General features: G+C 60.5%; 15 protein-coding genes. All 15 read right to left on the minus strand.

Translation table 11 applies throughout. The features are described from left to right. Positions 1 to 148: 148 nt before the first annotated feature. The 15 genes from OZ911_RS20835 to fliT all read right to left on the minus strand — a co-directional run bounded on the left by OZ911_RS20835 (position 149) and on the right by fliT (position 21,563). Positions 149 to 5,011, minus strand: coding sequence for a glycosyltransferase (locus OZ911_RS20835; protein WP_256550393.1), 4,863 nt, complete (start codon positions 5,009 to 5,011; stop codon positions 149 to 151). A 78-nt stretch (positions 5,012 to 5,089) separates the two neighbouring features. Then, on the minus strand, positions 5,090 to 6,493 hold the full coding sequence (locus tag OZ911_RS20840) for a glycosyltransferase family 2 protein (protein WP_023047007.1): 1,404 nt from the start codon (positions 6,491 to 6,493) through the stop codon (positions 5,090 to 5,092). Then, a complete protein-coding gene (locus OZ911_RS20845; protein WP_224372370.1) occupies positions 6,490 to 7,431 on the minus strand; it encodes an FkbM family methyltransferase in 942 nt (313 codons plus the stop codon). The genes OZ911_RS20840 and OZ911_RS20845 overlap by 4 nt, the downstream gene beginning before the upstream one ends. Before the next feature lie 5 nt (positions 7,432 to 7,436). Next, positions 7,437 to 8,603, minus strand: coding sequence for a class I SAM-dependent methyltransferase (locus tag OZ911_RS20850; RefSeq protein WP_224372372.1), 1,167 nt, complete (start codon positions 8,601 to 8,603; stop codon positions 7,437 to 7,439). 74 nt (positions 8,604 to 8,677) lie between these two features. Next, positions 8,678 to 10,021, minus strand: a complete 1,344-nt coding sequence (locus OZ911_RS20855; protein WP_023047010.1) for a polysaccharide pyruvyl transferase family protein — start codon at positions 10,019 to 10,021, stop codon at positions 8,678 to 8,680. Further along, positions 10,018 to 11,061, minus strand: a complete 1,044-nt coding sequence (locus OZ911_RS20860) for an NAD-dependent epimerase/dehydratase family protein (RefSeq protein ID WP_023047011.1) — start codon at positions 11,059 to 11,061, stop codon at positions 10,018 to 10,020. The genes OZ911_RS20855 and OZ911_RS20860 overlap by 4 nt, the downstream gene beginning before the upstream one ends. Next, positions 11,048 to 12,031 (minus strand): class I SAM-dependent methyltransferase, encoded by a 984-nt coding sequence (locus OZ911_RS20865; RefSeq protein WP_256550701.1) that lies wholly within the window; start codon positions 12,029 to 12,031, stop codon positions 11,048 to 11,050. The genes OZ911_RS20860 and OZ911_RS20865 overlap by 14 nt, the downstream gene beginning before the upstream one ends. 47 nt (positions 12,032 to 12,078) lie before the next feature. After that, a complete protein-coding gene (locus OZ911_RS20870) occupies positions 12,079 to 12,714 on the minus strand; it encodes an HAD family hydrolase (protein WP_016488443.1) in 636 nt (211 codons plus the stop codon). Continuing rightward, entirely contained in the window at positions 12,714 to 14,543 is a 1,830-nt protein-coding gene (locus OZ911_RS20875; RefSeq protein WP_016488444.1) for a thiamine pyrophosphate-binding protein, read from the minus strand. Before OZ911_RS20875 ends, OZ911_RS20870 begins: the two co-directional genes overlap by 1 nt. A gap of 1 nt (position 14,544) precedes the next feature. Beyond that, entirely contained in the window at positions 14,545 to 16,074 is a 1,530-nt protein-coding gene (locus tag OZ911_RS20880) for an N-acetylneuraminate synthase family protein (protein ID WP_016488445.1), read from the minus strand. Continuing rightward, on the minus strand, positions 16,074 to 17,399 hold the full coding sequence (gene rfbH, locus OZ911_RS20885; RefSeq protein ID WP_016488446.1) for a lipopolysaccharide biosynthesis protein RfbH: 1,326 nt from the start codon (positions 17,397 to 17,399) through the stop codon (positions 16,074 to 16,076). Before rfbH ends, OZ911_RS20880 begins: the two co-directional genes overlap by 1 nt. Next, positions 17,392 to 18,459 carry a CDP-glucose 4,6-dehydratase gene (gene rfbG / locus OZ911_RS20890; RefSeq protein WP_023047015.1) on the minus strand — a complete coding sequence of 356 codons (1,068 nt, stop codon included), beginning with the start codon at positions 18,457 to 18,459 and terminating at the stop codon, positions 17,392 to 17,394. The genes rfbH and rfbG overlap by 8 nt, the downstream gene beginning before the upstream one ends. Next, positions 18,450 to 19,220 carry a glucose-1-phosphate cytidylyltransferase gene (rfbF, locus tag OZ911_RS20895; RefSeq protein ID WP_023047016.1) on the minus strand — a complete coding sequence of 257 codons (771 nt, stop codon included), beginning with the start codon at positions 19,218 to 19,220 and terminating at the stop codon, positions 18,450 to 18,452. Before rfbF ends, rfbG begins: the two co-directional genes overlap by 10 nt. Positions 19,221 to 19,625: 405 nt before the next feature. After that, positions 19,626 to 21,101 carry a transcriptional regulator FleQ gene (fleQ, locus tag OZ911_RS20900; protein WP_016488449.1) on the minus strand — a complete coding sequence of 492 codons (1,476 nt, stop codon included), beginning with the start codon at positions 21,099 to 21,101 and terminating at the stop codon, positions 19,626 to 19,628. A gap of 168 nt (positions 21,102 to 21,269) precedes the next feature. Continuing rightward, positions 21,270 to 21,563, minus strand: a complete 294-nt coding sequence (fliT, locus tag OZ911_RS20905) for a flagellar protein FliT (RefSeq protein WP_024717756.1) — start codon at positions 21,561 to 21,563, stop codon at positions 21,270 to 21,272. Between the last annotated feature and the right edge of the window lie 10 nt (positions 21,564 to 21,573).

Here is a 21,573-nt window from a genome sequence, read left to right on the forward strand (position 1 = left end):
GTGCCGGAGATGGGGATTTGAGTTGCCTGTGCCGGCCTCTTCGCGGGCTTGCCCGCTCCCACGGGGCCAGCATGGGTTTAAGCCCTGTACTGTACCTATGGGAGCGGGCAAGCCCGCGAAGAGGCCGGCCCAAGCCTACGGCGATGTATCAGTCCGGCAGCCAGGCCTTGCGCCAGTTCCTCAGGTTGTCACCTTCGAGCATCCAGCCGCCCAGCACTGCATCGCGCAGCGCATCACCGGCCTTGGCCGTGGCGTCCAGATCCGAGATGTGCATGCGAATGGCATCTACCCAGCCTCGGAAACGGTTTTTCACCAGTGTGACCGGCAAATCGCTGTAGCCCTGGTAGCAACGCAGGTCGCTGGCGATCACCGGGAAACCACAGGCGCCGTACTCCAGCAGGCGCAGGTTGCTCTTGCACTCGTTGAACAGGTTCTGTTCGACGGGCGCCAGGGCCAGGTCCAGGTTCATCCTGGCCAGCGTCGCGGGGTATTGCTCAATCGAGACACTCGGGTGGAACTCATGAACATAAGGCCGCAGCTTGTCCGGGCACATGCCGAAGAACACCCACTCCACCTCATTGGCCAATTCCTTGACCACGTCCGCGATCACTTCCAGGTCGCCCGTGTGGCTCGCCCCACCCGCCCAGCCGACACGCGGTTTGCGCGACTGCCGGCGCAGGGCCTTGAGGTCTTTCCAGTAGCGGGTGTCCAGCGTGTTGTGCACCACCCGGATATCGCCATGCAGGCCTGCGAAGGCCTCGGCCAGCGGCTGGGTGGAGACGACAAAGCGGTCCACATAGGCCAGGCCGCGACGCAGAGAGCGCAGAATGTCCTTGGGCATGTGCGCCCTGTGCACGCTCTTGAGTGGCAGGTTGGGCAGATAGTCGTCCAGCTCGAAGACCTTGAAGGCCCGCGAAAATGCGTGCATCCGGCGCATGTGCTCAATCTGCTCGTCGCCCACCTGGCGCTGCAGGATGATGCTGTCCGGCTGATAGCGCTCAAGCTCCGCTGGCGCCAGATAATTCCACGCCACCACCCCCTCGGCCAGCCCCTCGCGGTTGAGCGTATCCAGCGGCTGAATGACCCGGTAGTTGCCACACCCCCCTCTGTCCGCCGCATGGGCAAGGACAGTCGGCAGCGGTTTCCAGGACGACAACGGTCGCCAGCTCAGACCGGAGGGCGCCAGGCCGAGGCCATTGTTGGAAGACAGCGAGAAATTCGGGTTGTGGAGCGGGTCGCGTGCCAATACAGGCAGCCAGCGGTCATACAACGCATCTTCTTCTGCGGCGGTGGCCGGCGTTACAGCATCCTCACTGAGCAGCAACTGCACACGCGGCGTCCACACGTTCAGGTAGCCGCCACGGTGCAGGCGCAGGCACAGATCAACATCCGTCCAGCGCTGCAACTCGGGCGCCTCGTCGAAACCGCCTGCCTCCAGGAACAGGCTTTTGCTCACCAGCAAGCACTTGCCGCTGACTGCGACATAGTTCTGATCGATTTGCAGGCGCTGCAGATAGCCGGACGCGTCCATCGGCTGACCAGCAAAGGCTTCGCCAACAGGGCCATTCAGGCCAAGCACGTAACCGGCATGGCTGATGGTGGCGTCCCCCGCCACCAGTTTGGCCCCCACTACGCCGACTTCCTGGCGCATGCCGTGGTTGAGCATCTGCTGCAACCAATCGTTATCGAGCACCGCTGCGCCTTCGTCCAGCCACAGCAAGAAATCACCACGGGCCTGCCCGGCAGCCTGGTTGCGCATTTGCACAGGCGCCATGCCTGCCGGGAATCGCATGCAACGAATGGCATCGGTGCCAAGCCGGGCAACGTTGTCGAGCCAGCTGTTTACTGCCGGGCTGGCATTATCACGCGCCAGCAGCAGCACCTCGTAGTTTCGATAGGTTGTCTTCTCCAGAATGGTTTCCATGCAACGCTGCACCCGCTCGGTGCTGTTGCCCTGGAGCAGAATCAGGATGCTGACCGGTGCGTCACCGGGGGCGCCATAGTCGAGATCATAACGACCGGGCAGACGAGACCCGACGCGGGCGTGGGCAAAGCCGCGGGTCTGCAGATGGCGCTGAATGACACCACGCTCGTCCGGGCAGTCGCGCAGCGACGGGGCATCACAGACCAACAACGGCTCGCTGATATGCCCCAACCCCTCGAAACCGGCAGACTCGATAAGGCGCAGGATGTAATCCAGCTCGAATGCCTGGCCGGCCTCCTGGCGGAAGCCCCCCATCTCCAGCCACACCTGACGGTTGAACAGCCAGTGGCGTGACAGGCTTGCCGGCAAACTGAGCAGCAGATCAAGGTTGAGATCAGGGCGCAGCGCGGCGCCCATTTCCGCCCCATCGAAACGCAACCCTTCATCGCCATATACGGCACGACAGCCTGGCGCCGCCAACAGATCAAGCGCGGCAATCAGCAAGCCGCTCGCAGTGAACTCACTCCCCGCCTCTACCAGCATGAACCAGTCGAACTCACCCGCCTGAACTGCCTGGTTCAGCTGATCGCCCAGACTGGCATCGGTCAAACGCATGAAATGCAGCTTGTCCTGCGCCGAAGTCGCGGGTGCCTCGCCCCTTGTCAGCGCCACAATTTTCAAAGTGGAATAGAGGCAGTGATCGCTACTCAGGCTTTGCACAGAGGCTTTCAATGCATCTGCGTGCCCATCAGCGTCAACCACGATAATGCCGATCACAGGGCCGCCCTGATGGGCCTGCAGACGCTGTTCGATCAGGCGACTCTGCATGGCATCCGGAATGCGTTCGGCCAGCCAGGTTTGCAGTGTCAACGCCTTGGGCTTGCCACCCAGATGCTCCAGCATTTGCTGGCGCCCGCGCTGTACTTCTTCGCTGCCGACGTCGCCATGGCGCGCATACAGCTCGCGATAAAGCGCTGGGTAATCTTTCAGTGCCTGCTCGGAGCGTCGTGCAGGTGCATTGTCGTCCCGGCGCATACGGACTTCCACCGTCTCGCTGCGCACATGATGGAAAGCGCTTCGCGCACTCAGGCGCATGAGGAAATCCCAATCCTCCAGCCCTGCCAGCGACTCGTCGAAGTCCCCCACGGCGAGGGCAAGCGCGCGTGGGCAGGCAAAGGTGTTGATCGGGATGTAGTTGTTTACAAGCAAACGCTCTCGCGAGTAGGCCTCGTGTGGATAGCGTTGTTCACGCGACACCTCGGTCCGCTTGCCTGCCGCAATGGTTTCCTGAATGAAGACTGCATCCGTGTACACCACACTGTCGGGGTGGGTATCCAGCGCTTTGGCCAATGTTTCAAGATGGTCAGGCAGGTACAGGTCGTCGTCGTCCAGATACACGACGTACCGACCCCGGGCCACGTGCAACGCGGTATTACGGGCTGCGGCAGGGCCGCGATTACGGCCTTGGCGGATGTACGTGACAGGGAAATCGTACTCAGCCAGCAGCGACTCGACCGGGTCACCGTTGTCATTGACCAGGATGACGTCAAGGTCCTTGAAGGACTGATGAGCAATGCTGTCCAGCGCATCCTTGAGCAATTGCGGGCGGTTGTAGGTGGTCAGGATAACAGAGAACAACGTCTCATCTTGCTGCCGCGCCTGTTCTTCCAGGCGCTCGCAAAGCCGGCGCGCCCGGGCCCCCAGCTCGGAACCCTGCTCGTCAGGATACAGATCCAGACGCCGCTTGAGGTGCCCCGCCACCTCGCGCTCACGCCCGTGAAGGTGATGCTGCGCATTGCGCTCGAATACGCCTTCGACAATGGCCAGGTGCCCCATCAATGGCTCGCTGGAGGCATAAAACCCGCTCGAATACTGCGCACCATGCCAGCGATAGCTGACACCCGGCATGTCGACGTAGGCGAAATCGGGGTAACGCTCCGCCATCTGCACGACCATTTCCCAGTCACCAGCACCGTAGGTGTTCCCCGGCTTCCAGACACTGCAAAACGCTTCACGCCGGTAGATTACCGCCGAGGGCGTCATGTAAAGGTCGTGGATCAACAGATCAGCGACTTCATTGCGCTCGCCTACGTAATCGCCATTGCGGTATCCCGGATGGCGAGACCGGTTCAAGGGCTGCCCGGCACCATCGACCCAGCGAATGCCGGTATAGCCCACTGCAACGTTGGGATTGTTTTCCAGCGTGGGCAGCAAACGCGTCAGGTGCCCCGGGTTGAAATAGTCATCGGCGGAAAGGAACGTGAAATAACGCCCCTGTGCGATACGCAAGCCATTTCGCCAGTTGTAACCCGGGCCGTAATTGTATCGGTTACGGATGTAACGCACTTTCGGGTTGCTCGCGAATGCCGCCATTACCTCAGCGGTATCGTCCGTGGAAGCGTTGTCCAGGACCAGGATCTCGATATTGTCCACACCCTGATCGAGCACCGACTGAACACACTGGGCCAGATAACGCCCGTAGTTGTAGGTGGGGATGACTACGCTCAGCAGCGGCTCGACGTGGCGTACGGCGGCCGCATCATCGGCGATGGCGCAGGTTACCTGATAAAGCCAGTAGTCTGCCGAGCAGTGGTAATTGCGGGAGTGATCACGGTCTTGCGCTTCCCGCGTAATTGGCCACGCTTGCAATTCGAGCCCATCGCCCTCAGCAAGCCTCAAACTGCCGATGTAGGTCCGCGAATGAGCCGTACGCCCTGACCATGCCTGGACCAACACTTTACTGAAAGACGCGTCTTCTTGCAGCGCCTCCGACTGCTCGGCATTACGCAGGAGCAGATACCGTTGCGCCTGCGCTGGCAACTGCAACGGCAACTGAGCCTGGCGCGGATGGGCAATCAGCAGGACAGCATCGGCCTCATCTTCGGCACTGGTAGCCCGTTCGAACCAGATTCCGTTGCTGACGCCATAGACCGCCAGGGGCTCCAGCGGCAATTGCCCCTTCAGTGCTTGCCAATCAGCATCGGACAGCAGGAATGCCTGCTGATCGCCCAGGCAATAGCCGGCAACCCGTACCCGCCAAGGTTGCCCGATACAACGACCACCCGCGATCAAAGCCCAATTCGTCATGCTGTCACTCCCCTAAATTGTTGCTCGCTTGCTGCAGGCAATGCGGCGCCTGTCGGCACGCAGCCGGTATGCCCTGAATCACGCGGATTCAGCCAGTTCTTTCCAGGACACGATGCGCGCCTGCGTCCTGAGATGTTGGCGAATGATCGCTTCGATGTAATGTTCATGGTCGCGCTCGGAACTGATGATCACGACATCGTCCGCCCCGACCTGTTCGCTTATCCAGGCCAGCGGCTGAATGGGTACGCCAAGCATTTGATTGCCCTGGCGGTTGAGGTTGGAATCGATGCAGGCAACGACCTGGCTGCTGCTCTTCTCGGCTTCAAGAATCAGCAGCGCAGCGATGAAGGCGCTGCCAAAGATGATGATTCGGCGCCCCTCCAGGCTGGCGAGAATGCTCGCCGATGGACTCTCACTAGCTCTGCGCGCCCAGCTCAGGAGTTTCTGGGTTGCGCCGGCATGTCCGCAGACCGACAGTTTCTCCAGCTGGCTTGTTTGTTCAGTCAACGATAGAAACTGGGCAAGCAGAACCACAGGCAAGCCCGCCAGAAAGGCGTCGGGTGCTTGCTGCATATTGCGCTGCAGGTTCGCGGCAGCTTTGCCGGTTTTGCTCAGAACGCCCTTGCTGATTGCCCTGCCCGGCTGGGTGGTAATCGCCTCCTGAATTTCGAAGCGCGCTGTGCAGGCATCGAAATGCAGAGCCTCTGCCTGCATACCGGGCACACCCTTGGCGATGCGTTTGAGCCCTTGATAGAGGGCGACGCCTGGCAGCGACAGGCTTGCCACATGGGAGAACTGCTTGGTATGCACGCGACGGCGCAGCAATGGTTGGTCAAGGTAGCCTATGGCATGCCGGCGGTTGATGCGCGCCGGTAACAGCACGTCCTCGATGCCCGCCGCGTCCTTTGTCTGCTTGCGAGGAGCGTCGCCGAGGTAGCGGTGTACCGCATAGGACTTGGGCAGTACGGCCCGCTCCAGCATCACGCCGCTGGGCATCGGCCACAGCCGCTCCTTGAGGAAACTGCTGACGTATTCCCCGGGCGCGAAAACCCGCTCCGAGCCGAGCATGGCGCTGCCGTCGACCAGCGCATGGCCATCCTGATCGATGTCGCTGACGCGCGTCCATACCATCCGCACCTCAGGGTGGCAGTCCATGAAACGCATCTGCCGCTCCAGCATATCGCGCTCCATGATGTCATCGTCGTGGGTCACAATCACCCGATGCCCCAAGGCAAGGTGATAAGCCGAAAGGCAGTTGAACTCCACGGTGGAAACATTGCTGGCGTTCCTGACATAACGGATTCGCGGGTCCTGCAAGCCGAGGATGAACTGCGCAGTCCCGTCACTGCTGTTATTGTCGAGAACCAGCAGTTCAAAATGCTCATAGCTCTGCCCGAGCACGGCAGCAATGGACTGCTCCAAGTAGTGCACCCGATTGTAAGTCAGCAGGGCAACAGTCAGCGGCGGAATGGCGGGTTTCATGGTAAGGCGCGCACCAGGTCAGGAATATCACGGTGCTTCTGCCCGTGTAGAAAGACGAAATTGGTTTCCTGGGTTTGCTCGTCAATGCCCGGGCATGGACGTAGTCCCTCGTTGCTCAGGGTATAGGCCTGATAGCCAAGACGACCAAGCCGTTCCACGACCTCATTGGGGTGGTAGTCAAACTTCCTGGCCCACTTCCTCAACAGTTCGATCAGAATCACAGGCTTGTGTTGGGCGAGCATCGCCTCGCCGCCCTGGATCACCATCAACTCCGCCCCTTCCACATCGCACTTGATGAGCTGGGGCGCCAGCTCATGCTGGGCGCAAAAGCTATCCAGCGTCGTGGCCGGGCAGCATACCTTCTGAAGACTTTCCTGGCGGCCGGGTTGCCCGGCCAGTACCTGGGAAGTGGCGCCGGAGCAGTTGGGCGTGTAAAGAAACTCCAGCGTCGCCTGCTGGTTGGAAAAGGCCAGCCGGTGCGCCTCTATGTTGAACAAGCCGTTGTGGCGGATGTTGCGCTCGAGAATCTCATGGGTATGGGGGATCGGTTCGAAGGCGTAAATCCGCGCCGACGGGCAATGCCGAGCCAGCGCCAGGGCATACCAGCCGCAATTGGCGCCGATGTCCAGAATCACCGCGTTTTCCTGGGTTATGGCTTTGAGGAACTCGGTTTCCTGTGTTTCATAGGCACGGAAGTTCATCAGGGTGCAGGGCACCAGATGCTGGTCCTGGGGGTCCACAAACAACTCGATCTGCTGCGAGCGGGAACGCACGAAGATGCCCTCTGGCAGAATGCGCAAAGACTCCACATCGGTACCGGCGATAAACTCAGGGTACTCGAACAGGCTGGTGTGCCGCGCGTGAATGGCTTCGATGTAATCCTGCTTGGCAGAGCCCCCGGCCTCATAGGCCGTACGGATGTGGTTGAGCGTGTTCATCGGCATTACCGGGCTCCGGTTGCGAGGCTGAGGATTCTGCCGCGCCAGTGATGTTGCTGGGTCAGTGTGTCGCGGATCTCTGCAGCGTAAGTGGTACTGGCAATGAAGACCGTGGCCCCCTGGTGCTGCGCCAGCTCATCGGGGCCGGTAATGGTCAAACCGAGCAGGGATTTGCCCTGCAGGTTCCTGTTCCGGTCGACGATGCCGCAGATATTGGCCTTGCCCAGCCGGGTATCGCAGAGCAACCGGCTGGTAAGCGCGCCAGCACCCCAGATCAGCACCGGCTCAGCACTGGCCTCCAGTTGCTGGGCCAGCGCTTCCACCGGGCGCAATACCTGCCGTGAAAGCTCGACATAACTGAGCAGGCTGGCAGCCGCCACAGCATCAACCGTGAAACGCTTCGCGGCCGGGCTGGTCTTGCGGTACATGGCCAGCAGGTAATGGTTGTCGTAGAAATCGTTGTGCTGGGAGATCACCGTCACTTTCTCGAAGCCGTTAGCCGCCAGCAGGTTGTCGAGGCTGGCAGCACTGAAGAAGTTGATGTGTTCCAGTGCAAACTCGAGGAAGGGCTCAGCCGGCGGCGTCTTGCCGAAGGCTTCGGCATCGGGAACAGCGATGAACAGATAGCCGTCATCCGCCAGCAGCGCCGCAATCTTCGCCAGGCTGTTGCGCAGGTCGGCAATATGCTCCAGCACGCCGCAAAGACTGATCAACTGGAAGCGCTCTTCAGTGACGAAAGCATCCACGGTCGCGCTTCTGATCTCCACCCCGTAGATTTCGCGCGCCAGCTTGGCAGCAGCCGGGCTAGGTTCCATACCGAGTAGCCGCTGGAAGCCGGCCTGCTGGAAATGTGCAAGGAAATGCCCCATGCCCGAACCGATATCGAGGATGCGAGCGTCGCTTGCCAAGTCTGCATACTGCTCGACGAAGTGGAAAAAATCCCCATGAATCCGCGCCAATCCGGGCGGCAGGTCAGTATGCAGGTGATGCTCGACGTTCTGATAGAACTGATCGAGCGCCGACTGATCCGGAATGTCGCTGGCGTAGGCAAAACCGCAGTTCCGACAGGCCACCACATCGTAATGGACTGCCTGGGGAAGCCCCGGGAACAGAAAATGCTGACGGTGCAATTGCTCCGGATGGCTTGCGCCACAAATTTCACACGCTCTCATATCGCCTACCCTGAACTTTACGAACGGCCTTGCCAAAACAGAAGACGCAACAATAACTGGCCAAAAAAGCGGTCTTAGCCCGCCTGTGTATTGAGGCGAGAACGGTACCAACTTTGAGAAATATCACGGATCTGGGCAAGCCTCACAAAGGCCTCGTCCGGAATCCCGGCGCAAATGGCAAGTTGCTGCTCCAGGTTAAACATTTCTTCGGGTGAGTAACGGGGGATTCGCTCCTCGCCGGCCACCTGCACGTCAGGCGCGGGCTCCCAGCAGTCAATAATCGAACCCGCTGCATCGATATTGCCGTCCAGCCCAAGCGCGCGCAGCGTCTGAACGAATCGCGCATACGTGTCCTGATACTGCGAAAGCGTTGCGGTGTAGTCACAGCGTGACAAGAAGAAGTTGATATCCATTGATGCGGGCAGTTCATGTTCCGCCACAAACGGCAGTGAAAAGAACTCGCACATTTCCCGCACCCTTGAATCGTGCGCAATGAAAACGGCAGGTTTTCCGGCATGGATCGCCGGCGTCAAACCGTGCATTCTGGCCCCGAACACAAAATCCATCGACCCGAGGAATTCCTTCCACAGGCTGTAGTTTGTAAAGTAGCGAACGCGCTTTTGTTTCAACAAGGCAAGCACAGGCGCCAAGTCTTTATAGAACCGCCGCGCCGCATGGATATCGGCCCCGCTGACTTTCCCGGGGTAATAGAGTGCCTGCGTAAGCAGGCCAAAGACCTGCTCGACATAGTAATAATTCTGCTCACTCGCAAGGCGAAGAAAGTCGTCGATCCGGCTATGCCGATTGCCCTGATAATTCGAGTAGCACACCGCAACCTTTTCAGGGTTGCTCGGCACCTCCAGCAAGGACGTGCGCAGCGCAGGGCCATTCAAGTAGAGGGATGGGCAGCCTAAGGGAACGGCATTCTTGATCCCGAGGCTATTCAGCACATCCGCTGAATAATAACCGCGCGTCCCCACCACCGGCGACCTATCAGCGATCACATTCAGATAGCGGACCACCGCAGGCGAAAGCTGCTTGTGGAACCCAGGCTGATAATCGTACTCCCTGGCTTGAATGGATTCGCCAAGGCTGAAAAAAGGAATCTTCAGTTTTTCGATAAAGTCCGTAACGTAGGCGTAAGGATAACCATCCTGGTCATACGGAGGCGGCGCAATCCTGCAAGGGATGAAAAATATCACCTTGGAGAATCGTTCATTGACCTCTTCTGCGGTCATCCGAAAGTTCCAGGCCTCAAAATTGCGCCCCGAAGTCAACAGCGCGCCGGCATGGGCGTAAACAATATCCCCAATGTTGATAAATTGGGAATGATACTGGTAATTGGCCCCTGTCTTTTTAATCCCCTCAGGCGGGGGAAGGTAACCAATCAGAGTCGGACGCGAATCGGGAGCGTTCATGTATTGGCCTGCAAGAGTCTGGTTAGACCCACATCCAGAGATGTGAGTGGCACCCACCCCAAAGCGCGGATCTTGTCGATATTGAAATGCCCGGCGCTTCGCACGGCGGGCGCCGGACCACTGCGCGACTTCGGCCTGACTTTGAGCTGCCCAGCCTTACCGGCTGAGGCAATCAACTTTTCGGCCAATTCCAGGATACTGGTTTCCTGCGTTTCACCGACGTTGTAGGCATGGCCCGCTTGGCCCCGGAACAGGATGTGGAACAGCCCGAGCACGGTATCGGAGACATAGCAGAACGGACGCGAGGCGCTTCCATCGGAATCCAGCTGGATATCCCGGTTGTGAAGTACATCGGCAAGCAGATCGGAAATCGCCCGGCCATCGTCCAGACGCATACCCGGCCCATAGCAATGGGAAATCCTCGCAATCCTGGCATCCACGCCGTACTGGGTGTGGTAGGCCCGGCACAGGGTTTCGGCCAGGCGCTTGCTCTCGCCATAGCAGGCCCGAGGAGCCAACGGGTCTTCACGGCCAAAATCACCTTCCGCGATTGCATCGGTTTGCCAGGGATTATCGCCGTACACCGCACCGCTGCTGAGAAACAGAACACGTGCCTGCTTGTCCCGGGCCAGCTCAAGCAGTGCCCGGGTGCCATCGGTATTGGCGCGAATCGTATCGACCGGCCGCTGCAGATAGTCCTTGGGGCTGGCAGGGCTGGCGGCATGGATGATGAAATCCAGTGGTGCAGCAAGGCCACAGGGCTGGGTGACATCCTGGATCAGGGGCGTCACTTCACCAGGCATATCCAGCCAGGGCATGCGTTGACGCAGTTTTTCCAGGTCCCGAGCCAAGGCATACACCTGCAGGTTCGCCTGGGGCTGAAGGCGATTGAGCCAGGCCAGGGCCTCGACTACGTGCCCACCGATAAAACCCGAGGCCCCAGTGACCAGGATGTGACGACCGTACAGGGCCTCCCAAGGCAACGGGGCGGCGAGCATACCGCTCAAATCCCCCGCAAGAATGGAATCAGGCGTCTTCATAAATGCTGTCCAGACCGATGATACGCTGCGCTGCAATCCCGAGATTGAGCAGGTGCTGACGGATTTCTGCTGCGAAGCGGATGGAGCAGATGACGATGGGTAATTCCGCATGCGCTTGCGGGTCGTAAGCACACACCACGTGTTTACCCAGGCGTTGCCCCCATTTCGCTTCGGATGAGTCCAGCAAGGCGTGGATATCCAGCGACTCGGCCAACGGTGCCAGGTAATTGAGGTAGTCGCCGCCAATTCCGTACACCAGGAACGGGCCACCGGTTCTTTCACGAAAACGCTGCAGCAGCTGCTGCTCGCGGCGCTCTGCCCCAAGTTGCAGGCGGGCGACGATGCGGATCGAGTCCGAGTAGACCGGTGATTCGTAATGCCCCACGGACACCCCATCACAGCTAAACCCGCAACGTGCAAGTAGCAGGGTCAGCGAAGCCGGGGTGAACTGGTGCAAGTGCTCAAGATTGCGATCACTGGCCAGCAGTGGATGCCCGGCCTGGTTCGGTACCTCGATCAGCACACGCCCGTCCGCACCAAGAAGACTCGACCAGGCCGCAAGCTCCTGCTCGGGTCGGGCGATGTGCTCCAGCACATGAAAGGACACGATCAACTGGTACGGCGCTGCCTCGATCTGACTGGTCGGCGTATGGAAGACGCGGTCAAGCTTCTGCTCGGCCAGCACCCTGTCTTGCGACAACTCCACACCCTCATAGCTGACGGCAAAGCGCGCCTTGATCTCGCGCCCAAGCTCACCCTCCGCACAGCCGACTTCGAGCACGCGCTCCTTACCCGTCTTCAGCAGGTCAGATACCGCAGCGACGCGTTCACGCATCTTGCGCTTGAACCAGGGTGTGTTCAGATCGTTACGTGCAACCAACGTCTCATAGTAGCCCGCCTGGTCCAACGGCATCCGCCAGCGATGGCCACACAGCCGGCAAGGTGTGTACTCCGGGCTGGGCAACAGCATCTCGATGGATCCGCAGCAGGGGCATGCACTGGCTGTAGTGGTTGTCATCATGCGCGTACCAGGCGTTCCAACAGTTGTTGCGGCGAAGGCAACGGCTGCTCATCGCTGGCAAATTGGCCATAGCCCCAAACGACTGGCCAGAACTCGACACCATTGGCAGCCGCTGCGCGACCATCCGCTACAGTATCGCCAATGTAGATGGCCGATTGCGCTGCAATGCCGCCGTCTTCCAGCAAGGCAGCGATCATGCCGCTCTTGTCTGAATAGCGACCAGGGTAGGAGTCACTGGCATACACTTCGCTGAACAGCCCTTGCCAACCCAATGCCGCAATGATGCGCTGGGTTGGCAGCAGCCGTTTATTGGTCGCGATCGACAGATTGAAGCCCTGCGCGCGCAGCTGTTCCAAGGCCGCCTGGCACCCTTCATAAGCGGCCGTTTCCAGGCAGGCTTCGGCGTCGTAGATGTCCTTGAACGAAGCGCTCAGGGCATCCAGCAATGCTGCGTCGCTACTACCGCTGAGTGTCGCCAGCGTTTGGCGCAAAGGCGGCCCGATCAGGCTGGCGTCTATCGGGCACATGGCGTGCAGACCGTGTGCCTTCAGCACACGGGCAAAGCAGGCCAGAATGGCCGGCGCGGAGTCAACCAAGGTGCCGTCGAAGTCGAACAGGACGTGGCGCTTCATCACTTGACCTGCTGCCGAACCTGGCGCGATACCGGGGCGATGTTGCCAGCCATTTCTTCCTCCAGTACTGCCAGCGGCAGCAAGGGCGACATATCCTCAAGCGGCATGGAGGTCATCGAACCATCGGCCTGCGGAATCGCGGCGACTTTCGGGCTCAATGCCTCATCTTTCATCAACAGGACTTCCAGAATCATCGGCCGCGGCATTTGCATCGCCTCGGCCAGGCCCTGATCCAATTCGGCGGCATCGCTGATACGCTTGAACGGCAAATGGTAGGCACGCGCCAGTTCTTCCAGGTCCGGCATCCACAAGCCAGCTTCAGGGCCTGTGCCCACATAGCGGCTTTCGAAGTAGTTGCGTTGGGTATTGCGGATCGAGGCATAACCGCCGTTGTTCATCACCACCAGGCAGATCGGCAGGTTGAAACCGCGTAGCGTGGCCAGCTCCTGAATATTCAATTGCAGGCTGCCATCGCTCTCCACCGCCACCATCGGCTTGCAGCCGTTGGCGAAGCAAGCACCAATCGCAGCTGGCAGGCCGTAACCCATCGCACCCAGACCCGAGGTCAGGAACACACGCTGGCCTGGACGATTGCGGAATACGGTGTAAAACACTTCGACCGCCAGCCCGGAGCTGCCGGTGCTGACCAAGGTATTTTCCGGCACTGCATTGGAAAGCGAGTCAGCAAACTGGAAGTGGCTGATCGGCCCGCTGGCGGCGAAGGGCTTGCCGTCGTTGACGCCATAGCGTGACTTCCAGTCGCGGCAACGCTCCAACCATTGTGGACGGCTGAACGAAGCGCCTTTCAGAGAGGCAGCCAGTGTGTCGACAAAGCTGGCGGCGTCGCTGGTAACGGCGACATCGATATCCATGTCGAGCTTGGCGATCTCGTTGGCATCCACATCCACGACGACCTTGCGTGCATTGCGGGCAAAGTCGCGTGGAGCATAGGCAGTGATGATGTTGTCCAGACGACAGCCGAGGGTGATCAGCAGGTCGGCATTCTGTACCGCGAAGTTCGGCGCACGCAGTGCAACCACACCTGGCCGCCCCACATACAACGGGTGCTCATGAGGCAGCAGGTCCATTGCATTCCAGGTCGTCACCAGCGGCACGCCCATGGATTCGATCAGATCACGAAAAGCTGCTGCCGCTCCGCTCAAGCGAACGCCATGGCCGGCGAGGATCAGCGGTCTCTGGGCCCCCTCAAGCAAGCTGCGGATCTGCGTCAGCGTTTGCGCCTCCAGCGCTGCAACAGGTGCAGCGGCCTCGTCCCAACCCACCAGGTTGTCGGGATCAATCGGCGCGCCCTGCACGTCCAGCGGTACATCAATCCATACCGGGCCGGCACGGCCATCTCGTGCCACAAAGACAGCCCGCTCCAACGCTCGGCGAATGTCTTCTGGCTGCTGGATGGTTACCGCGTACTTGGTGATCGGCTCGACCACGCTGACGATATCCACTTCCTGCACGCCCTTCTGCCGCAGTGGCGCACCACGCAACAGGTCGGCACGCTTGACCTGGCCGGAGATAACCAGCAACGGCACCGACTCGATCCAGGCGCCAGCGACGGCAGTCACGGCATTGGTCGCACCCGGCCCGGTTGTGACCATGGCCACACCGATATTCTCGTTGATGCGGCAGTAGGCTTCGGCAGCAATCGCGGCAGCCTGCTCATGGTGGCAGGCCACTACCTCCAGGCCGGGGTGCTTGCCGACTGCGTCGTTGAGGTGCATGGCACCTCCGCCTGGCAACAGGAAGACATGCTCCACGCCCAGATCGGCGATGAAGTCAGCAATGTAGTCGGCAACACGATAAGGGCTTGGCACGTCAGTCCATCCAATAGCTCAAGAGGGTTTTACGGTCGCGATTGGCATTGATCGCTTCGTCGGTATAGAACGAATCATTGCTGAAATGCGTGGAAGACAGCTCTTCGATGATTGCCCCTTCCTGACTGTGGAAGGCATGGCGAACACCCGGCTCGACGGTGACCACATCCCCCGGACGGCAGGCACGATTCACACCGTCCAGCTGCAGCGTCAGCTCGCCATGCAGGACGTGGAAGGTTTCTTCCTTGCGCTGGTGATATTGCTCCGGGTGCTGCTGACCCGGCAGGAGCATCAGCAGTTTCTTGCAGTAACCCCGGTTGACCACGGTGAGCATGGTCAAACCGATCTCGTCGAAATGGTCCAGACCATAGTGGTGGGATATTTCCAGATCGACCCGGCCCGGCACCACCACGTGGCTGCTGCTCAGCTGGGCGCGAACGCGCTGGACGATCTCCCAGACCTTGTCACGCACATCGCGCCGCGTGCTGTTCTGTGTGCTCAGCGCTGCATGCTCGGGAATGTCCGCCTGGGCAGTAAAGGTGGCGTATTTCGACCAGTCGTTGGCAGTGATCTGCCCGTCCTGCGGCGGGAAAGCGAAATACACATCGTCAGCCTGTACTACCTCGCCTGCGGCAATGGCCCTGCGCGCAAATACACCACGACGCAGGGAGCGCAGGCTGGCGACTTCACTCTCGTTTACCGGCAAGCGCTGCTCGCCTTCACCGCAGAGCAGCAAGGCATACTGCGCGGCTTCCAGCCAGCGTCGAACCTGCTCAGGGCTTGCCGAATAGGCGTTGAGAGGGAACTGCTCGGTGGGCAAACCAACGTGCTTTTCGAAGATGCGCGCGCCCTTGGCCAGTGCAATCTTGACGATATCGGTATTGTCCGGGTTCTCATGCGTTGAAAAGCCCACGCGCACGCCCGGATAACGCCGACGCAGAAAATCCACCTGCGACAGATGCATGTTGGCATCGGCGGTCGGGTACTCGCCAACACAATGCAGAATGGCGAAATTCTTTTCCCGGTGGGCAAGGAAGCTGACCAGGCGATCGAGCTCTTCCAGGGTCGAACCGGCAGTGGAAACGATCAGCGGATGCTGAGTCTGCACCACACGCTCCAGCAATGGCCAGTCGCTCATCGAGCAACTGGCGATCTTGATCGCATCCAGCTGCTGCTGCTCGATCACCTCCACCGATGCCTCATCGAACGGCGTGGACAGGCAGAGGAAACCGTTGGCACGGATTTCCGCCACCAGGCTATCGAACTGCTCACGGGACAGGCGCGTCTCGCTGAAGCGCTTGATGTACTTGACATCGTCACGGCCGCGCATGGCCGGATGAATGAAGGTATCCAGATCACGGTATTGCAGCTTGAAAGCGAAGCGGAACGGGAATGCCTTGCACACCTCGGCAAAGGCGCGAATCAGCGCCACGCCATGCGCCACATCGCCCATGTGGTTGTTCGCCATTTCCAGAATGAACAGCGGTTTGTCGAACAACGTTCCCGCGTTGGCGGTAGGGGCTGTGCTCATCAGTGGGATCCTCGGTTGAGCCAGGCTTCGATGTGACTGGCCGCATGTTCCAGATGGTCGTCGCTCAAGCCCGGCCAGAGGCCGATCCAGAACGTGTCGTTCATGATCTTGTCAGTCACCGACAGCTCGCCGGAAACACGGTAATTCAGCCCTTGCATGTAGGGCTGGCGCGTCAGGTTGCCGGCAAACAGCAAGCGCGTGCCCACGCCCTGTTCATCCAGGTAGCGCACCAGCTCGACGCGATTGATGCCGCAGCCATCGCGCAGGGTGATCGGATAGCCGAACCAGGAAGGGTCGCTTTCGCGGGTGGCCTGCGGCAGGATCAGTTTGTCCGCACAACCGGCCAGCCGGTCGCTGAGCCAGGCGAAGTTGCGCTTGCGCGCGGCAACGAAATCATCAACCCGGTCCATCTGCGCCAGCGCGCAGGCGGCCTGCATGTCGGTGATCTTCAGGTTGTAGCCCAGGTGCGAGTAGGTGTACTTGTGGTCGTAGCCTTGCGGCAGGTCACCCATTTGCCAGCAGAAGCGCTTGCTGCAAGTGTTGTCCTCGCCCGGTGCGCAGTAGCAATCGCGGCCCCAGTCGCGGTACGACTCGATGATGCGCTTGAGCAACGGCGAGTCGGTGAACACCGCACCGCCCTCGCCCATGGTGATGTGGTGCGCCGGGTAGAAGCTGAGGGTGCCGATATCGCCGAAGCCGCCAACCATGCGGCCCTGGTAGGTGGAACCCAGCGCATCGCAGCAGTCTTCGATCAGCCACAGGCCGTACTTGTCGCACAGGGCGCGCACAACGCTGAGGTCGAAGGGGTTGCCCAGCGTATGGGCCAGCATGATGGCCTTGGTCTTCGGGCCGATGGCCGCTTCGATCAGCGCGGGGTCGATATTGTAGGTGCCCATCTCGACATCGACGAACACCGGTACCGCACCAAACTGCAGGATCGGGTTGACGGTGGTGGGGAAACCGGCGGCAACCCCGATCACCTCGTCACCTGGCTTGATCGCACGGTCGCCGAGACGCGGCGAGGTCAGCGCGGAAAACGCCAGCAGGTTGGCCGACGAGCCGGAGTTGGTGGTGAGTACGCAGCGACGCCCCAGGTACTTGGCCAGGCGCTTCTCGAACGCCTCGTTGAAGCGGCCGGTGGTCAACCAGCCATCCAGCACGGCTTCGGTCATGGACTGCAGCTCGCCGGCGCCAATCACCTTGCCGGAAGGCGGCACGTTGCTCTGCCCCGCCACGAAAGGTTTGGGTGCCATCTGCAGCTCGGCATAGCGCCCGACCAGTTCGGCAATCTGTTGGCGCAACTGCTGCGCCGTACTGTCACTCATGGGTTCCGCCTTGGTGAGCCGCGATCTGCTCGCGGGTAACGATGTTCATGTCACGCCCTGCGCGCCAGGCCAGGTGCCAGTCCAGGGTGTGGTTCAGGGTGTCATCCAGCGACCAGCGCGGTGACCAGCCAAGCACTTGCCGCGCCTTGCTGGAATCCAGTGCCAGCAAACCGGCTTCGTGCGGCTGGGCATCGCCGGCAACCGACCAGCGCGCCTCGCCTGGCCAGCGCAGGGCAAGACGCCGGACGATTTCGCCGACGGTAGCCAGGCCTGCATTGTCCGGGCCGAAGTTCCAGGCAGTTGCGTATCGCTCGGCGTCTGTGAGCAAGCCCTGCGCCAGCTGCAGGTAGCCCATCAGCGGGTCGAGGACGTGCTGCCAGGGGCGCGTCGCATGGGGATAGCGCAAGACCACTTCTTCACCGTCCTGCCAGGCGCGCAAGATATCCGGCAGCAGGCGCTCGGCAGACCAGTCCCCGCCACCCAATACGTTGCCTGCGCGCGCCGTGGCCAGGGCCACGCCGGCGGAGCGCAGGAAAGCGTCGCGGTAGCTTGCGCACAGCAGTTCGACGCAGGCCTTGCTGCTGCTATAGGGGTCGAAGCCGCCCAGGGCATCCTGCTCGCGGTAGGGCCAGGGCCACTCGCGGTTGTCGTAGCACTTGTCAGTGGTCACCACCAGCACCGCACGTACCGAGGGCGTGGCACGCACGGCCTCCAGCAGGTTCAGCGTACCCATGACGTTGGTAGCGTAGGTGTCAGCCGGCGCCCGGTACGACTCGCGCACCAGTGGCTGAGCCGCTAGGTGCAGCACCAGTTCGGGTTGGAAATCCTGCAGGGCACGGGCCAGGGCCGAGGCATCACGGATATCGGCGAAATCACCTGGAATCTGCTGTTGCAGTTGCGCGACCTGCCACAGCGATGGCGTGGTAGCGGCAGGCAAGGCGAAACCGCGCAGCTCGGCGCCAAGCTGACGCAGCCACACGGCCAGCCAGCCGCCCTTGAAACCGGTATGCCCGGTCAGCAGGACGCGGCGCCCTGCCCAGAATGCCGGGCTCAACGCCATAGCTGCCATGCTGCTTCGCCGTTCTTCCAGTGTGTTTCGAGCAACGTGCGATCACGCAGGGTATCCATCGGTTGCCAGAAGCCACGGTGCAGGTGGCTCATGAGCTGGCCGTCTTCGGCCAGGCGACGCATGGGCTCGTCTTCCCAGGTGGTAGCATCGCCTTCGATGTACTCGAGCGCAGCCGGTTCAAGCACGAAGAAGCCACCGTTGATCCAGCCACCGTCGCCCGCCGGCTTTTCCTGAAAGCCGCGCACCTGCTCGCCCTGCACATCCAGGGCGCCATAACGGCCCGGCGGTTGGACGGCGGTAACCGTGGCCATCTTGCCGTGCTGGCAGTGGAATTCGACCAGGCGCGGGATATCGACGTCGGACACACCATCGCCGTAAGTCAGGCAGAAGGTTTCATTGCCGACATAATCGCGAACACGCTTTAGACGACCACCTGTGGCGGTGTTTTCCCCGGTGTCCACCAACGTCACCCGCCACGGCTCCGCGTGGCGATTGTGGATATCCATACGGTTTTCCGCCATATCGAAGGTCACGTCCGACATGTGCAGGAAATAGTTGGCGAAGTACTCCTTGATCACGTAGCCCTTGTAGCCAAGGCAAATGACGAAGTCGTTGATGCCGTAGTGCGAGTAGATCTTCATGATGTGCCAGATGATCGGCTTGCCGCCTATCTCGATCATCGGCTTGGGGCGCAGGTGAGATTCTTCGCTGATGCGTGTGCCCAGCCCACCGGCCAGAATGACTGCTTTCATTGTACTGTTGGTCCGCATTGGTCGGAGGGGGCGGCGACAAAAAACTGGCCCCGGGCCCTTTATGCTAGGCAAAGCAAAACGCATGCCTGCTTTAGGGTGGCAATCGCAATGCATGACTGGAGATTTATAGGGGGCGCAAATCGAGCGCCGCCCGCGCGGCGCATCGCGAGCTGCGCTCGCTCCTACGTTTGTTTCGGGCCAATTATTCCTGGGGGATTTGCGCGCGAATGCCTTGGCACATGGCGCGATATAGCGTCGTACTCACCAGGCGGCCGCGCGCGCCTGTCACAGGCATAACTGGCCCGAAAAAAAACGTAGGAGCGAGCGCAGCTCGCGATGCGCCGCGCGGGCGGCGCTCGATCTCACAGACGCCAGAAAGCCCAAGGCGAACACCCAGACCAGGCGTCAATCCTCCGCCTGGTCCTCGCCGCCCTGTCGGCTCATGCCGTACTTGCGCATCTTCTCGACCAGGGTGGTCCGGCGAATACGCAAACGTTCAGCCGCGCGTGCAACGACACCGCTGGCATCGTCCAGCGCCTGCTGGATCAGGCCTTGTTCCAGGCTACCGAGGTAGTCCTTCAAGTCCAGGCCTTCAGGTGGCAGCATCGCAGGGTTGCTGAAGTTTGGCGTGTGACCGTTGATGGCCACGCGCTCTTCCAGATCGCTGCGCAGGCTGTCGACCATCTGCTCGTCTTCGTCATCGACGTAGCGGAATTTTTTCGGCAGCTCGGACACGCCAATCACCCCGTACGGGTGCATGATCGCCATGCGCTCTACCAGGTTGGCCAGCTCACGCACGTTCCCCGGCCAGCCGTGGCGGCACAGCGACATGATCGAGGCGGAGTTGAAGCGGATGGAACCTCGCTTCTCGTGCTCCATGCGTGAAATCAGTTCATTCATCAGCAACGGGATGTCTTCCACCCGCTCACGCAGCGGCGCCATCTCGATGGGGAACACGTTCAGGCGGTAGTACAGGTCTTCACGGAAGGTGCCGTCCTCGATCATGGTCTCGAGGTTTTTGTGCGTTGCAGCAATGATGCGCACGTCAATGCTCTGGGTTTTATTGCTACCCACACGCTCGAAGGTACGCTCCTGCAGCACGCGCAGCAGCTTGACCTGCATCGGCAATGGCATGTCGCCGATTTCGTCGAGGAACAGGGTACCGCCATTGGCCAGCTCGAAACGCCCGGCACGGCTGGTGATCGCCCCGGTAAAGGCGCCCTTCTCGTGCCCGAACAGTTCGCTTTCCAGCAGCTCGGCCGGGATCGCGCCACAGTTGACCGGCACGAACGGCGCTTCACGGCGCTTGGAGTGGTAATGCAGGTTGCGCGCCACCACTTCCTTGCCGGTGCCCGACTCACCCAGGATCAGCACGCTGGCGTCGGTATCGGCCACTTGCTGCATCATCTGCCGCACGTGCTGGATGGCACGGCTGGTGCCGACCAGGCTGCGGAACAGGTTGGGCTCACGCTGGCGGCCGCGCTCGCGCGCCTGGTCGTACATCTCGCGATAGACCTGGGCACGGTGCAACGAGTCCAGCAACTGGCTGTAGCTTGCCGGCATTTCCAGGTTGGACAGCACACGACGGCGAAGGTCTTCCGGGAACTCCGCAGAAGAAATTTCACCTAAAAGCATCACTGGAAGGAACTCATCCCATCCAGCCAGTGTCTTAATGAGCCCCAGGAGATTACCCGGAGCGTCTACAGCGCCGACAAGTACGCACAGCACTTCACGACTCGAGGACAACGGCTCGACCACTTGCTGCCAATCCTGGCTCGAGCAAGCGAGGTTCTCTTCGCCGAGAAAATTCAGCACCACCGCAAGGTCGCGGCGGCGCGCGCTGTCGTCATCGATCAGCAGAATCTTGGTTTCACGCCACATGCAATAGCAACTTCCCTAGTCATATCGGCGCCCTGCAGGGGCATGCTCGACATCATTCCGACTGAATGGTCAGTGTTCGGACGTCTGAAATTCGAGAACAGCCACTAGTAAAGTCAAAAAGGCCCGCACAGTCAAATTTATGGCGCCTTTTGTCAAGTTGTGTGCATCTTAACTGAACAGATGGTAAACCTTCGAAGCATTTTTCGCTTGGTTGATCTGCATCATCTCTTCGGCAATTGCCTGGCGCTCACCGGTTGTCACTTCGATCAGGTTGCGGTAGACCAGCAGCACCCCTTCCAGCTTCTCGCGCAGCAACGCCTGGTCCATCGCATGGGTTTCCAGCACCTCGTCGATGCACGCGCGGCAGGCCACATCCAACTTGGCAATGGCATCCCAGTCACGCTCACCCAAGGCACCAACCAAGGCATCGCAGGTGTCATCGAGGCGTTGCAGTGCGGTCACGGTAATCTCC

This window comes from Pseudomonas fortuita, from assembly GCF_026898135.2.
In the GTDB taxonomy this organism is placed as follows: domain Bacteria; phylum Pseudomonadota; class Gammaproteobacteria; order Pseudomonadales; family Pseudomonadaceae; genus Aquipseudomonas; species Aquipseudomonas fortuita.